Source organism: Rhizobium sp. CNPSo 3670, assembly GCF_057784555.1.
In genome coordinates this window covers 114,187-128,416 of the sequence record NZ_JBXSOL010000014.1, presented here as the reverse complement: position 1 = coordinate 128,416, position 14,230 = coordinate 114,187, and the positions used below count along the sequence as shown (strand labels likewise).

At 61.7% G+C, this 14,230-nt stretch carries 10 protein-coding genes and 1 pseudogene; 4 read left to right on the top strand and 7 right to left on the bottom strand.

Annotated features, from left to right (window positions below; translation table 11 throughout):
- Nucleotides 1-6 precede the first annotated feature (6 nt).
- Nucleotides 7-2,028, bottom strand: coding sequence for a beta-N-acetylhexosaminidase (locus AC13QO_RS16775; RefSeq protein WP_488541290.1), 2,022 nt, complete (start codon nucleotides 2,026-2,028; stop codon nucleotides 7-9).
- A gap of 381 nt (nucleotides 2,029-2,409) precedes the next feature.
- Between AC13QO_RS16775 and AC13QO_RS16770 the strand changes: the two genes are divergently transcribed.
- A complete protein-coding gene (locus AC13QO_RS16770; protein ID WP_488541289.1) occupies nucleotides 2,410-3,318 on the top strand; it encodes a flagellin N-terminal helical domain-containing protein in 909 nt (302 codons plus the stop codon).
- 236 nt (nucleotides 3,319-3,554) lie between these two features.
- A pseudogene (locus tag AC13QO_RS16765) lies at nucleotides 3,555-5,095 on the top strand (DHA2 family efflux MFS transporter permease subunit).
- 14 nt (nucleotides 5,096-5,109) lie between these two features.
- Here AC13QO_RS16765 and AC13QO_RS16760 read toward each other — a convergent pair.
- The gene (locus tag AC13QO_RS16760; protein ID WP_085781181.1) at nucleotides 5,110-5,520 is read right to left on the bottom strand and encodes a hypothetical protein; all 411 of its coding nucleotides are present in this window, start codon (nucleotides 5,518-5,520) and stop codon (nucleotides 5,110-5,112) included.
- 357 nt (nucleotides 5,521-5,877) lie between these two features.
- On the opposite strand from AC13QO_RS16760, the gene AC13QO_RS16755 reads away from it, so the two are divergent.
- Together AC13QO_RS16755 and AC13QO_RS16750 are read left to right on the top strand one after the other, a co-directional pair.
- On the top strand, nucleotides 5,878-6,366 hold the full coding sequence (locus tag AC13QO_RS16755) for a cupin (RefSeq protein WP_488541288.1): 489 nt from the start codon (nucleotides 5,878-5,880) through the stop codon (nucleotides 6,364-6,366).
- A 200-nt stretch (nucleotides 6,367-6,566) separates the two neighbouring features.
- On the top strand, nucleotides 6,567-9,848 hold the full coding sequence (locus tag AC13QO_RS16750; protein ID WP_488541287.1) for a GH36-type glycosyl hydrolase domain-containing protein: 3,282 nt from the start codon (nucleotides 6,567-6,569) through the stop codon (nucleotides 9,846-9,848).
- 4 nt (nucleotides 9,849-9,852) lie between these two features.
- Here the strand turns inward: AC13QO_RS16750 and AC13QO_RS16745 are convergent, their stop codons facing one another.
- From AC13QO_RS16745 to AC13QO_RS16725, 5 genes are all read right to left on the bottom strand, one after another.
- Nucleotides 9,853-10,599: a FadR/GntR family transcriptional regulator gene (locus AC13QO_RS16745; RefSeq protein WP_488541286.1), complete on the bottom strand. Its 747-nt coding sequence runs from the start codon at nucleotides 10,597-10,599 to the stop codon at nucleotides 9,853-9,855.
- A gap of 126 nt (nucleotides 10,600-10,725) precedes the next feature.
- Nucleotides 10,726-11,490, bottom strand: coding sequence for a 2-dehydro-3-deoxy-D-gluconate 5-dehydrogenase KduD (gene kduD, locus AC13QO_RS16740; protein ID WP_281064616.1), 765 nt, complete (start codon nucleotides 11,488-11,490; stop codon nucleotides 10,726-10,728).
- On the bottom strand, nucleotides 11,487-12,323 hold the full coding sequence (gene kduI / locus AC13QO_RS16735) for a 5-dehydro-4-deoxy-D-glucuronate isomerase (protein WP_085781185.1): 837 nt from the start codon (nucleotides 12,321-12,323) through the stop codon (nucleotides 11,487-11,489). Before kduI ends, kduD begins: the two co-directional genes overlap by 4 nt.
- A gap of 541 nt (nucleotides 12,324-12,864) precedes the next feature.
- Nucleotides 12,865-13,011 carry a DUF1127 domain-containing protein gene (locus tag AC13QO_RS16730; protein WP_085781186.1) on the bottom strand — a complete coding sequence of 49 codons (147 nt, stop codon included), beginning with the start codon at nucleotides 13,009-13,011 and terminating at the stop codon, nucleotides 12,865-12,867.
- 163 nt (nucleotides 13,012-13,174) lie between these two features.
- The gene (locus AC13QO_RS16725) at nucleotides 13,175-14,149 is read right to left on the bottom strand and encodes a 3'-5' exonuclease (RefSeq protein ID WP_085781187.1); all 975 of its coding nucleotides are present in this window, start codon (nucleotides 14,147-14,149) and stop codon (nucleotides 13,175-13,177) included.
- Nucleotides 14,150-14,230 lie beyond the last annotated feature (81 nt).

Below are 14,230 nucleotides of genomic sequence, written 5' to 3'. Positions count from 1 at the left end.
CGGGCGCTATGACTCCTGCAATCCATAGAGCAGCGGCATCAGCCCTGCGAGCGCCTTGAAGCGGTCCCATGACTTGGACGAGGGTTTCGTCCAGCCGGTCTCGGCAAGTGCCGAAAGGCGTGGAAAGACGAGACGGTCGAAGACGGCGCGGTCCGTCATCGGTTCGGACCAGATGCAGGCCTGGATGCCGAGCAGCTGCTGTTTCTGGCTCGCTGTCCAGCCGCCGACCGGATCGAAATTGTAGAGCTTTTCCGCGTCCGAATTTCCTGCCCAGCTGGCGCCGGGCTCATCCCAGTCCGGCCTCAGCGCCATGTCGAGATAATAGACCTGGCCGGGGCAGACGACCATTTGATAGCCGCGTTCGGCGAGTTCGGCCGAAACCTCAACATTGCGCCAGCTGCAGAGATAGCTCTTCGATTTGTCGATGACATCGCCGTGGGCCGCTTCCTCCCAGCCGCCGGTGATGCAGCCTTTGCTTGCCAGGAAGCGCTGGACGCGCTCGAGGAATTCTGCTTGCAGGATGGCGGCGCCCGAGCCGTGAATGTCGTCGGCGCCATGGGTGTTGGTGACGACGTTCAACCGCTTGGCATGCGCATCGGCAACCTCGTCGCCGGCGATGGCGCGCAGGCGGTCGAGCGCTGCCGGCGAGCCGGACCATGCGCCCAGGGGAACTTCATCGGCGCCGAGGTGGATCGTCTTGAACGGGAAAAGCTCGATCAGTTCCGAGAGAATGGTCTCGACGATCTCATAGGTCTGCTCGCGCGCTGGATTGATGCAGTTGTCGGGAAAACCCTGAACCGAGTAATAGCTGCCCTTCTCGTCCGGATCGCGCAGCTCAGGTATCGCCTGCTGCATGGCATAACAATGTCCGGGCATATCGATCTCCGGCACGATTTCGATGCCGAAGTTCTTTGCGAGGGCGACGATCTCGCGGATGACAGGCTTTGTATAGTAGCCGCCCGTCCGGGCCGGGCTTGAACCCAGAAGCGGCGGCACGGCGAGACCGTGACCGCGCCAGGCGCCGATCTTTGTCAGGGCCGGGTAGGCATCGATCTCCACCCGCCAGGCTTCGTCATCGGAAAGGTGCCAGTGGAAGCGGTTGAGTTTGTTCCAGGCCAGCACCGCGATCAGCTTCTTGACTTCGGCTGCGCCGTAGAACTGGCGGGCTACATCGAGATGCAGCCCGCGCCAGCCCATCGACGGCTCGTCGATGATCTCGCCGGATGCCGGAAACTGGAAGGTCCCAGGATGCAGCCTGGCGCCGCGCCAGATCTGGCCGAGCGTGATGAGGCCGTAAAGGAAGCCGGTCCGGCTGCTTGCCTCGATCGTGATCGCCTCTTCTTCGAAGCTCAGCCGGTAGGCCTCCGGCCCGAAGGCGGCGGCGTGCTTCAGGCCGACACGAACCGCGCCTTCGGCGTCGGTGCGTACGATTCCCTCGACGGCGAAGAGATGCTCCACCAGTGCCGCGAAGCTTTTCGCCGCCGCCTCCCCTTCAGGGCTCTGCGCCCGCGGCGCAAAACCGGCCGGCAGCGGGCGGCGCGAGGCGACCGCCACATGGTTCGGCCAGGGAATGATCGACACCGCAACGGGCGCGTTGACGGGAACCGGATAGATCTCGGCGCCCCGCTTCAGCGGCGCATTGCTGACGGAAGAGCGTGTCGGCTCGACAGCGAGCACGATGGTGTTGCCGTCGGACAGTGCGAGATAGGCGCTCGTCGCGCCGTCCGTCCAGTGGCGGAACTGCCAGCTGAGCGCATAGACGGAGATCGTCCAGGTTTCGCCTGCGCCGAGGACGAAGTTGGCCGGCGGCTGGAATTCGGTGAAATTCGAAAGCCGTCGCGACACCGTTGCGCCTTCGACGCGTCCGGCGGGGTCGACGCGGCCCGGACCGCTGACGCAGAGGGAAAAATTCGAAAGCGGTTCGCTGCCGAGGTTCTTGAGGCGCAGGACATAGGAGAATTCCTTGCCCTCGGCAGGCGGGTTCCAGAGGGTTTCAAGCCGCAGGGCGTTCGGTCGTGGTGTCGACATTGGTCACTCTTCCTTTGAGGAAAACCAGGCTTTTGGACGTTCCGGGACGGCCACCGGGATCGGAGTGGCGGTTGAAGTCAATCAAATTGATTTAATAGTGATAGCCAGTTTCCCGCCGGGCCGTCAATCAGCCATTGGGAATTTCTGCTGTCCGGCATCAGGACAAATTCTCCAGATGACATCGCCGGGGTGTTGCAATTTGGGAAAAAATCTCGGCTCGCCAATCGCGTTAACGATTAAGGTACCTTTAAGTACCATAATCGCTTCAACAGTGGCAAATTGACCACCCCGAAGAGGGGTCGATAAGCATGAGGCTGCTCGCCACGGCCCGGATGTCCCCGGGATGCAACACATCCAACTTCCGAATCAGGCGACATTTCCATGACCAGCATCAATACCAACAATTCCGCGATGGCAGCCCTTCAGACGCTGCGCAGCGTCAATTCCAGTCTCGAATCGACGCAGAACCGTGTTTCCACCGGCTACCGGGTCGACACCGCATCCGACAACGCCGCCTATTGGTCGATCGCGACCACGATGCGGTCCGATAACAAAGCGCTGTCAGCCGTGTCCGACGCCCTCGGCCTCGGTGCGGCAAAGGTCGATACGGCTTACACGGCAATGGACAGCGCGATCGACGTCGTCGACGAGATCAAAGCCAAGCTCGTGGCCGCGACCGAAGACGGTGTCGACAAGTCCAAGGTCCAGGAAGAAATCAGCCAGCTGCAGGAGCAGCTGATGAGCATCGCTCAGTCGGCTTCCTTCTCCGGCGAAAACTGGGTCGCCGGCGCTGATGGAACCGTGAGCGTCGTATCGTCCTTCGTCCGCGACGGCTCCGGCGCCGTTTCGGTGAAAATGACGGATTATGCTCTGGATACCGCTTCGATGGGCAATGTGCTGTTCGGCATGAGCGGCGGCTCGATCGAAACCTCCACCGGCATTCTCGGCACGTCGTCCGGCGCGACCGGCTCGGTCTACTCGATGGATATCACCAACTTCACACTCGGCCAGATCCAGTCGGCGCTGACAACCGTCGAATCGGCGCTCTCGGCGATGACGTCGGCAGGTGCACAGCTGGGTTCGATCTCGACCCGCATCGAACTCCAGGAAGACTTCGTCGGTGCACTCTCGGATTCGATCGACTCGGGTGTCGGCCGGCTGGTCGATGCCGATATGGAGGAGGAGTCGAGCAGGCTTTCTGCCCTGCAAACCCAGCAGCAGCTGGCGATCCAGTCGCTGTCGATCGCGAATTCGTCGTCCCAGAACATCCTGTCGCTCTTCCGCGGCTAGTCCTGGCCGACGCAAAGGGAGCCGGGCGCATAGAACGTCCGGCCCAAATTCGCCGATCGAACACCGAGCCTGGCCTTCCCGCTCAGGCTCGGTCGCGTTTCGGCATGAGCGACTAACGCCCGGCTGGTGACGATCTCCTCGCTCTGTCGGTTGACATGGCGCTCGTTTCGATCGCAATCATGAAGGCTCTAGATTTCTCACCGATGCAGACATTGCCGCGCTGGCGGGATCCTCGCATGTCGGAACGACTTGAAGCTGCTCGTCCTGATGGAAGGCCCGCCATCGTCTGGCTCGGCTTCCTGGCCATGTGCGTCGGCATGTTCATGGCGATCCTCGACGTTCAGGTGGTGGCGACATCGCTGCCGACCATCCAGTCGGCGTTGGGCATCGATCCGGATCAGATGAGCTGGATACAGACGGCCTATCTGATTGCCGAAGTGATCGCCATCCGCTCACCGGCCTGCTGACGCGGCTTCTGACCATGCGGTGGCTGTTCGTCGTCGCCATAACCCTGTTCGTGACTGCGTCCGCCGGCTGTGCGGCCAGCAGCAGCTTCGGCGCGCTGGTCGCCTGGCGAGTGCTTCAGGGCTTTTCCGGCGGGACGCTGATCCCCTCGGTCTTTTCAGCCGTGTTCATCCTGTTTCCAGATATGCGGCAAGCGCTTGCGACGACGATTGCCGGCGTGCTTGCGGTGCTTGCGCCCACCGTCGGCCCGATCGTCGGCGGATGGCTGACCGAAACCTATTCCTGGCACTGGCTGTTCCTGATCAACATTCTTCCGGGGCTTGCTTCGGCAGTTTTGGCGGCGCGCTTCCTTCCCAAGCAGGCAGCCGATCCATCCGAACTCAGGCATCTCGACGGTTTGTCGCTCCTCTTGATGGCGGCAGCGCTGACAGCGCTGGAACTCAGTCTCAAAGAGGCTCCGACCAGCGGCTGGACCTCGGCCTATGTGCTGAGCCTGCTGGCCGTATGCCTTCTTTCGGGGAGCGCGTTCATCACGCGAACACTGCGCCGAGGCCGGCCGATCGTCGATCTTAGCAATTTCGGCGATCGGAATTTTCTAGTCGGCTCGGTTCTGAGCTTCATACTCGGCATCGGCCTGTTCGGCTCGGTCTATCTCATGCCGGTCTTTCTCGCTTTCATCAGGGGACACGACGCGCTCGAGATCGGCGTGACCATGCTGGTCACCGGTATCGCACAGCTTATCACCGCGCCGATCGCCGTCGCGCTGGAAAAGCGCATGGATGCGCGACTGTTGTCGGCAGCCGGTTTCTCCCTGTTCGCGATCGGCGTCGGTATGAGCGCGTTTCAGGATCCGCGCTCGGATTACGACGCAATGTTCTGGCCGCAGGTGGTGCGCGGCATCGCCATCATGTTCTGCCTGCTGCCGCCGACGCGGCTGGCGCTCGGCACGCTTCCGGCCGATCGCGTTCCCGATGCGAGCGGGCTTTTCAATCTGATGCGCAATCTCGGCGGCGCCATCGGCATCGCGCTGATCGACACCATCATCTACACACGCTCGGAGCCGCTGGGACAAAACCTCTGGGCACGCCTCCAGGCCGGCGACATCGAGGCGGCCACGTTTGTCGGCGCACCTGCCGAGATCATATCACGACATAGCGGCAGCTTCGATGCGGATACCATGGCGGCGCTCGATCCGCTGGTCCAGACAGCGGCCAGCGTTCAGGCGATCAACGAAGCCTGGATGGTCGTCGCCGTTCTGACCGGCTGCGCCCTGCTCTCAGTCCCCTTCGCCAGGCGGCCGTTTCCGGTATGAGACCTGGGGAAATATCAATCGGATACTGAAACGTCGATCCATCGACCGGTTCCTTGGTTACCGTAGATATCAACGTCAATCCATACATTGCCACGTAGGATCATATCGGCGGCCTCTCGCGTCATCGTTCCGTTCCGAAGCATCTGCTCCAGAGCTTGGCGATTTGCCGGATCGGCAAAGAATGAGTCTGATTGATCGTCATGATCGCGCACATGATACTGATGGAAATTCGCCCTGTCTTGTCGGATGATCTGCCAGGGCTGGGTAAGTCTCGCCCCATTTGAATTATAAAGATCAGCGTCGCCGATATACGCGCGATAGCTCTCGATCAGGCGGTCGCTGTGGGTGGCCTGGACTCTCGCTTGGGCGTGCGCGGTTCCCGCCACGATGACTGAGCTGAATAGAATCGATAATAATTTTTGCATGTTGCCCTCTTTCAAAAAGAGGGGTCTTACCTAGCGTTAAGCCAATTCGCCAAGCAAAAAGTTCGAAGGGCTGTGGGCTTCAATCTTCGCCAACACGGCAAGCTTCAAATACCCATGCATACACAGCGGTGCATACGCAATGAACCGTTTCTTGGAACAAGACGAGCGACAGTCACCGCTTCGCGTACCGAGGCTCCAGCGTGTGAAGGAACCGCCGGCGGCCGCCAAAGTTTAGCCTTTTGAAGCCATCATCGGAGATGAGTTCAATGGGGGAAACGCATCGAACTCGCTCACCAGCACCGATGGCTCGCAGACTATCGTATTGAGGCCATCATCGCCTACCGTGGGGAATTCAGCATGAACACTGAGTCGATTATTTTCGAGCAAAGCGACTGGGTTCCGAACAACTCGCGCCTTCCTGTGTTGCTTTACCGGAATGTTTTTGCCGATGGTGGACCTCGTGATTTCAAAAGTCGCTTCGCGACAAACGGTTGGACCGGCATCTGGACGAACGGTGTCTTCGATTATCAGCACTACCATTCCGGTGCTCATGAAGTGCTGGGCATTGCACGTGGCAGCGCCACACTGCTGATCGGCGGTCCCGGCGGTCAAACTCTCGACGTCGCGGCGGGTGACTGTCTGGTGCTTCCAGCCGGAACCGGACACAAAAACCTCGGCTGCACGGCAGACTTCGAGGTCATCGGCGCTTATCCCAAGGGGCAGCATGCCGATATTCAGACTTCGGCTGCTTCAAGCGAAATGTTGGCGAAAATCTCGTCAGTACCCCTACCCCATACGGATCCCGTTCAAGGACGGTCGGGATTTCTCCTCGAGAAGTGGCGGTAGCAATTTGCACTGCCGTTATATTTTTCGTTTTCTAATCCGCTCTGCCTGACTCTGTTCCGCTTTAGGCGAGTTTCGGTAGCACTTTGATGTGAGTTTATCAGCCGCGGCAACTTGTCGGTTTTCCCATCACCGGTAAGATTTCTCTCAATCTTTTTACGCCATCCTTTAATTCCCCTCTGATATCAATCGACGAGATCTCAATGGCCCTGAACCTCAAGCGCAGTTTGCAAATGCCACGACGCGAAGAGCTGGGTCTCCTTGCGATCAGCAACGGTTCCGGCCTGTCGATCTCGGCGCTGCCGAACGGCACGCTGTTTGCGATCGAATATGCCGACGACAAGGGAGCGGTGCAGATCAATCAGATCCAGGGTTCGCCGCTCTACGGCGGCGTCAGTCGCCTTTATCTGCGCATCGGCGGGGCCAAGCCTGATGTCGTCGAGATCGTCGGCCCGCGTGCCGATGGCCGCTTTGGGCACGACGCGACGAGCTTTTCCTGGAGCGGCATGGCCGCCGATATCAGCTACACCGTCCGGCTCGAGCTTCATGCTTCCGAAACGGCCTGGTTCTGGCGCATCTCGCTCAAGCATCCGAAGAAGGGAACGCTGCCGGTGGATCTGGTGCTCGTCCAGGACGTCGGTCTCGGCGATCGCGGCTTCCTGATGAACAGCGAGGCCTATGCTTCGCAATATGTCGATCACCATATTGCCGATCACGAGACATTCGGCCCGGTCGTCATGAACCGGCAAAATCTCAAGCAGTCGGGCGCCCGCAATCCCTGGCTCGTCCAGGGATGCTTCGATGGCGCGGCCGCCTACGCCACGGATGCGATCCAGCTGGTGCAGGCGAAGCACCGGCAGGGCGACCATCTGGTCGGGCCCTTCGGCAGCAGCCTTCCGGGCGAACGGCGGCAGCAGGAGACGGCATGTCCCGCCATTCAGTCGAGGCCGCTTTCCGTGTCAGCAGACGGGGCGACAGCCACCTTCGTTGCCCTGTTCGCCGCTGATCATCCCGAGGCCTCGAGCGATGCCGACCTTTCGCGGCTTGACGGTATCGCGGCACCGGAGAGTGCAACCGCCGATCCGGAGGGGGCCGCGGCCGTTCGAAGCCTGCTCCAGGATGCGCCCCTGCTGGAGGCCGAGGCGTTGGACCTAAAGGCGATCCGACAGCTCTACGCGGAGCGGAGCCTCGAAGAGCGCGCGCACGGAAAGCTTCTTTCATTTTTCATGCCCGATGGCGTCCTCAACCGCCACGTCGTCCTGCGTGACAAGGAACTCGTCGTCGCGCGGCGCCATGGCGCCATCGTGCGGAGCGGCCAAAACATGCTGCTCGACGATACCACCCTTGCCGCCAGCTGCTGGATGCAAGGAATTTTCGCCGCGCAGTTGACGATCGGCAATACGTCCTTCCACAAGCTCTTTTCGGTGTCGCGCGATCCCTACAATCTGACGCGCGCCAGCGGACTGCGCATCATGGCCGATCTCGGCGCGGGCTGGCAGCTTCTGGCGGTGCCGTCGGCTTTCGAAATGGGACTGAGCGACTGCCGCTGGATCTATCAGTGCCCGGAGCGCAGGATCATCGTCACGGCGGTCGCTTCCGGCGAGGATGCGGCAATGCAGTGGAGCGTTTCCGTGGAGGGCAAGCCGTGCCGCTTCCTGGTGTTTGGCCATATCGTGCTCGGGGAGCGCGAGTATGACGCTGGCGGGCAGATCGAATTCGATTCCGCGCGCAAACGCATCTCTTTCCGGCCGGACCCTGCCTGGCTCTGGGGCGAGCGTTATCCCGATGCCGTCTACTGGCTGGTGAGTCCGACACCCGACGCCATCGAGGAGATCGGCGGCGACGAACTGCTCTATGTCGATGGCGTTGGACGCAACGGTGCTTTCGTCGCGCTGAAGTCCCGGTCGACGCGGGCGCTCTCCTTTGCCGTCGTCGGATCGATGACCGATGCCGAAGAGGCCGAACGGCTGGCGCAGCGTTACGAGGGCGGCGTCACCGACGAGACTATGCTTGCGCCGGCATCGGCATTCTGGCGCAACGCCGTGCGCGGCATGAGGATCGACAGCCCTTCGCCCGACCTCGCTGCCCAGGCGACCCTCCTGCCCTGGCTCGCGCATGACGCCATCGTGCATCTGAGCGTGCCGCACGGCCTGGAGCAATACACCGGTGCTGCCTGGGGCACGCGCGACGCCTGCCAGGGACCGATCGAATTCCTGCTCGCCTATGAGCACGACCGCGAAGCCAGGGAGGTGGTGAAGACCGTCTTTAGCGAACAATATCTGGAAAAAGGCGACTGGCCGCAATGGTTCATGCTGGAGCCCTATGCCAACATCCGGGCGAGCGACAGTCACGGCGACGTCATCGTGTGGCCGTTGAAAGCGCTTTGCGACTATATCGAAGCGACCGGCGATCTCGCCATCCTCGACGAGAAGGTCTCCTGGCGCGACGAAAAGACCATGCAGAAGGCGCCCGTGGCCGATGCCATCGCCACCCATGTCGAGAAGCTGCTCGAGACCGTCCGCACACAGTTCATCCCGGGAACGCATCTGATCCGCTATGGCGAGGGAGACTGGAACGATTCACTGCAGCCGGCCGATCCGCATCTGCGCGATTGGATGGTCAGCAGCTGGACAGTTGCTCTGCTTTATGAGCAGATCGTCCGGTATTCCGCCATTCTGCGCCGCCTCGGCCTTGATGATAAGGCCAGGGCGCTAAGGAAGATCGCAACCGCAATGCGACGGGATTTCAACAGGCATCTCATGCGTGACGGCGTCGTCGCCGGCTACGGCATCTTCGATCCGGCCCATGACGGCGTCGAATTGCTGCTGCATCCGAGTGACAAACGCACCGGCCTTTCCTTCTCGCTGATCTCGATGACGCAGGCCATGCTCGGCAAGCTATTCACGCCGGCGCAGAGGCGGCATCACATGCGGCTGATCGAAGAGCACCTGCTCTTCCCCGATGGCGTGCGGCTGATGGAGAGGCCGGCGACCTATTCCGGCGGGCCCGAAACGCTGTTTCGCCGGGCCGAATCCTCGTCCTTCTTCGGCCGCGAGATCGGGCTGATGTATGTGCATGCGCATCTGCGCTATTGCGAAACGCTGGCGCTGGAGACTTCCGCCGAGGAGCTGTGGAAGGCGATATCAGTCGTCAATCCGATCGCCGTCACGACGGCCTTGCCGCATGCTTCACTGCGCCAGCGCAATACCTATTTCAGCAGCAGCGACGCGGCTTTCCCCGACCGTTATCAGGCGGCGGCGCAATGGGCGCGCGCCAAGACCGGAAAGATTGCCATCGACGGCGGTTGGCGCATCTATTCGAGCGGACCTGGCCTCTACACCAGGAGTTTCGTCGAAAATATCCTCGGCTTCAAGCGGCGCTTCGGCCGGCGCAGGCGCACGCCGCTTCTGCCTGCGGCGCATGCCGCCGTTGCCCTGCAGACCGATCACGCCGCCTGGCGGCGACTGATGACGCCGAAGGTGTAACCGTTCAGGACGAAGTGCTGGCGTCGCGCAGTTCCTCGAAGCGGGCGGCACTTTTCGACAGATGGCTGCGGATGGCGCGCCGCGCGGCAGGTTCGTTGCCGTCGCGGATCGCCGAGAAAATGGCGTGGTGTTCCCTGCGCATGCGAGCGGCATGGCGCTTGCGCTCCGCAGCCGTCATCTTGTCCAAACGCGCCCATTGCCGCGGCACCATGATATTGCCGAACGTGTCGAAGAGGCGGCCGTAGTAGGAATTCTGCGTCGCGACCAGGATCGACCGGTGGAAGGCGTAATCTTCCTCTGCGCCGTATCCACCCTCGTCCAGCGCCCTGTCCAGAGCACCGAGCCGGTCCTGCATGCGGTCAATATCTTCCGGCGTGCGCCGCAGCGCGGCAAGACCGGCCGCCTCATATTCGACCCCCATGCGCAGCTCCAGCACCCGCAGGACCTCATCGATCGACTGCAGGTCATTAAGAATGATGGAGAAGGATCTCGGTGTCGGATCGTCCGAGACGAAAGCCCCGAGGCCCTGATGCGTTGTGATCAGTCCTTTGGCGCGCAGGGTGGCGAGTGCCTCGCGCACGATCGTGCGGCTGACGCCAGTCGCCGCCATGATCGCCTGTTCGGTGGGAAGGCGCTGGCCGGGCTTGAGGTCGCCGGACTCGATCTGCGCCGTCAGCGTATCGGCAAGGTTGCTGCGCAGGTTCGACGGCTGGCGAATGGTGCTGAAAAGCGCGTTGTCCTTGTCCGTCATCCCTTGTCAAATCCTGCCTTTCGGGGCGGCTGCGCCGGCCGTTATGCTTTTGCTAGCGCATGCCGGCCGGAAAGGCAAAAGACGACGTCAGTCACTACAGCTGTGAACCGTGAGATGGCGAAGCGATCACCGCGCCAGCCAGCCACCGTCGACGGGCAGCACCGTCCCGTGCACGTAATCGGATGCGGGCGACGCCAGGAACACGGCGGCACCGGCAAGTTCGGACGGCGTTCCCCAGCGCCCGGCCGGAATACGGGCCAGGATGGCGGCGTTGCGATCGGGATCCTCACGCAGCGCCGTCGTGTTGTTGGTGACGAAATAACCGGGCGCGATGGCATTGACGTTGACGCCTTTGCCGGCCCATTCGCAGGCGAGCAGCTTTGTCAGCCCGGCAAGGCCGCTTTTGGAGGCGGTATAGGAGGGGATGCGAATGCCGCCCTGGAAGGAGAGCAGCGAGGCGATGTTGATGATCTTGCCCCTGCCCTTCTCGACCATGTGGCGGCCGGCCGCCTGCGACAGGAAGAAGGCCGTCTTCAGGTTGACGTCGATCACTGCGTCCCAATCTTCCTCGGTGAAGTCGAGCGCATCGGCACGGCGGATGATGCCGGCATTGTTGACGAGAATGTCGAGGCCGCCGAATGTCTGGGTCGTCTCGGCGACGATCCCCTTGACCGGTTCGATCGTGCCGAGATCGGCCTTGATGACATGGAAACGGCTTCCTGCCTGCTTCACCAGTGCCTCGGTTTCCTCCATCGAGGAGCGGCCGACCGCGACGATCGCCGCACCAGCCTCGGCCAGGGCGGCCGCGATGGCCTGGCCGATCCCGGTATTGGCGCCGGTGACCACGGCGGTTCTTCCGGAGAGGTCGAAGAGGTTTGCCACGGTGCTCACCTCAGATCCGCAATGGCGATATGATCCATGTCGGTAAAGCTCTTATTGTCGCCGGCCATCGCCCAGATGAAGCTGTAATTCTTGGTGCCGGCCCCCGAATGGATCGACCACGGCGGCGAGATGACGGCCTGTTCGTTGGCGACCAACATGTGCCGGGTCTGCTGCGGCTCGCCCATGAAATGGAAGACGCGTTGGTCGGCTTCGAGATCGAAATAGAGATAGGCTTCCATGCGCCGGTCATGCGTATGCGCCGGCATGGTGTTCCAGACGCTGCCCGGCTCAATCATGGTGAGGCCCAGGGTGAGCTGGCAGGACTGGCAGACCTCCGGGTGGATGAACTGATAGATCGACCGCTTGTTGGCCGTCGCGGCTTCGCCCGGCGTCAGGTGGCGCGCCTTCTCGCGGGTGAGCAGCACGGTCGGGTGCGCTTGGTGCGCCGGCGTCGAGACCAGATAGAACTTCGCCGGATTGGCAGCATCGGCACTCTCGAACTTGATGTCCTTGGAGCCCTTGCCGGCATAGAGGCAGTCATACTTGGCCAGGTCGTAGCTCGTGCCGTCGACGGTGATGCGGCCGGCGCCGCCGATGTTCAGGGCGCCGAGTTCACGCTCGGCGAGGAAGGTTTCCTGTCCGATCGCCGTCGGCGCCGTCAGCGTCAGCGCGGGGCCAAGCGGCGTGGCGCCGCCGATCACCATCCGGTCGTAATGGGAATATGTCAGCCGGATCTCGCCGCCTGCGAAAACGGTCTCCACCAGAAAGTGACGCCGCAGCGTTTCGGTGTCGTATTCGCGCACGGCCTCGGGGTGGGAGGCGTGCCTCACATCGATCTGCATGTCAATTTTCCTTCAGCTTCGTTGTCGTCACGCATCGTCGCTATTGCGCAAGCCCATCCGTCAGGCGTCTTCCGCTGCGGCGGTATCCGTTTGGTTACATAGTTGTACGACAAGTTTGGTGTCAACAGGTTTGTCCGGGACTTGGCTGAGCAGACGTAAAGCAATCGCCAGCGGCCGCTTTCGGCGCGGCCGGACACTCCTCGGCCGAAACGAAAAAAGCCTGCCGCGGGAGGAGGTGCGGCAGGCTTTCGATAAAAACCGAACGACAGCTGGGAGGAGGAGTGCTGCCGTTCCCGCAAGCGACCCTGGGAGGAGGATGGGGCGCCTGCATGTTCGAAGGGATGCGGGAGGAGGTGCATCGCTTCGATGAAATAATCATACTTATTTCCTGCTCAGATGATAGGCATTTCTTTGCAGGGCAGCTATGCGTTATGCGAAAAGCGGGGATCTCGCCATTTAACCGCCAAACGCCAAAAGCAAAGCGCCCGCTCGGGAGCAAGCAGGCGCTGGGCAAGTCTAGAAAATGGTGTCTATCTGGTCGTTAGCGGGCGATCGCTGCGCGCGCAACGTTGCGGATGTCGCCGCGGCCGATGCCAAGGTCGTCCAGTTCGCGGTTGGACATACGGCCCAGTTCAGCGACCGTCTGACGGTACTTGCGCCAATTGTTGAAAGAGCGTGCTACGTTCATGATGATCCCCTTTCCGTGGGCTTTCGAAGCCTAGCTGCCAGTCCTTGGCGCTTCGTTTGCTTCGATGCGCTGTATATAAAACGGGACCCTCGGTTGTTGCAGCGCCAATGCATCACTGCACCTATGCGAAAACTGCATGGGTTCTAAAGCGCAGCGGTCGACGTCAGGCTTTGAAGCGGTCGAAGGCCGTCAGCCGGACGAGCGGCGGATCGGCCTCCCACCGGTAGATTTCCGACCGCAGAAAGGAAAGCTCGTCACCGAGATCGTCTTCGCCGACTTCGATCCACCAGGATTTCAGGCGGCCATCGCTTCCGTCGGACCAGCGGTAGCCCCTTGCCTTCAGATGATCCTTCATCTCGAATGGGCTGTGTTCGGCAAAGATGCGGATGCGGCAGCGCTGGCTGGCGCGGTACAGCTCGGCGAAGGGGCTTTCACCGTTGCCTTGCTGTCGATCGAGAATCTCCAGGAGCGCGTGGCAATCGTCCACCGCTCGGTGGCCTTCGTGGAAATAACCGGCCTGGCCGACGAGATAACCGAGCTTCGTGCCCTCGAAGCCGCGGGCGCTCCAGTCGATCTCCGAAACCGAGCACGCCCAGGCCTTGCCGGCGAAAATGGGTGAGAAGGCCTCGCAGAACGGCCGGTCGAACCCGGCATTGTGGGCAATGATGAGGTCCGCCGGTTCGATCAGGGCACCCAGTGAGGCAATGTCGATAACCTGTCCTTCGACCATGGCGTCGGTAATCCCGGTCAGCCTGGTAATGTCGGGCGGGATCGGCCTGGAGGGCTGCTGCAGGCCGCCATAGATGCCGACCACATCGCCGACCGCGCCGTCATCGTTGAAGGTGAAGGCGACGGCGCCGATTTCGATGATCTCGTCGCTGCGGTGATTGAGGCCCGTTGTCTCGGTATCGAGGATGACGCCGAGCCGCGAAAATCCAGGCTGTCTCGCCGCCGCGACCGGCCGGGGGGCGAGTTTCCTCAGGATCCGGTAATTGCCGCTCTCCTCGAGTGCGCGCGCCATGTCTTCAGCGGAGGGGGCCGGCGGTGACGGCCGCCGGCGCGATGGGCCGCGTGCTTCGGCCATTGCGGGCGATGCCTTGGCAAACATGTCGAGTTGCGAATCTCTGTGCACGCTCATCGAACCTGTATGTCACGGAGGCGCGGGCGAATCCATCGCCCGCGGCGCGCCATATCCAGCCCTTGCCTTTCATGGACAGGA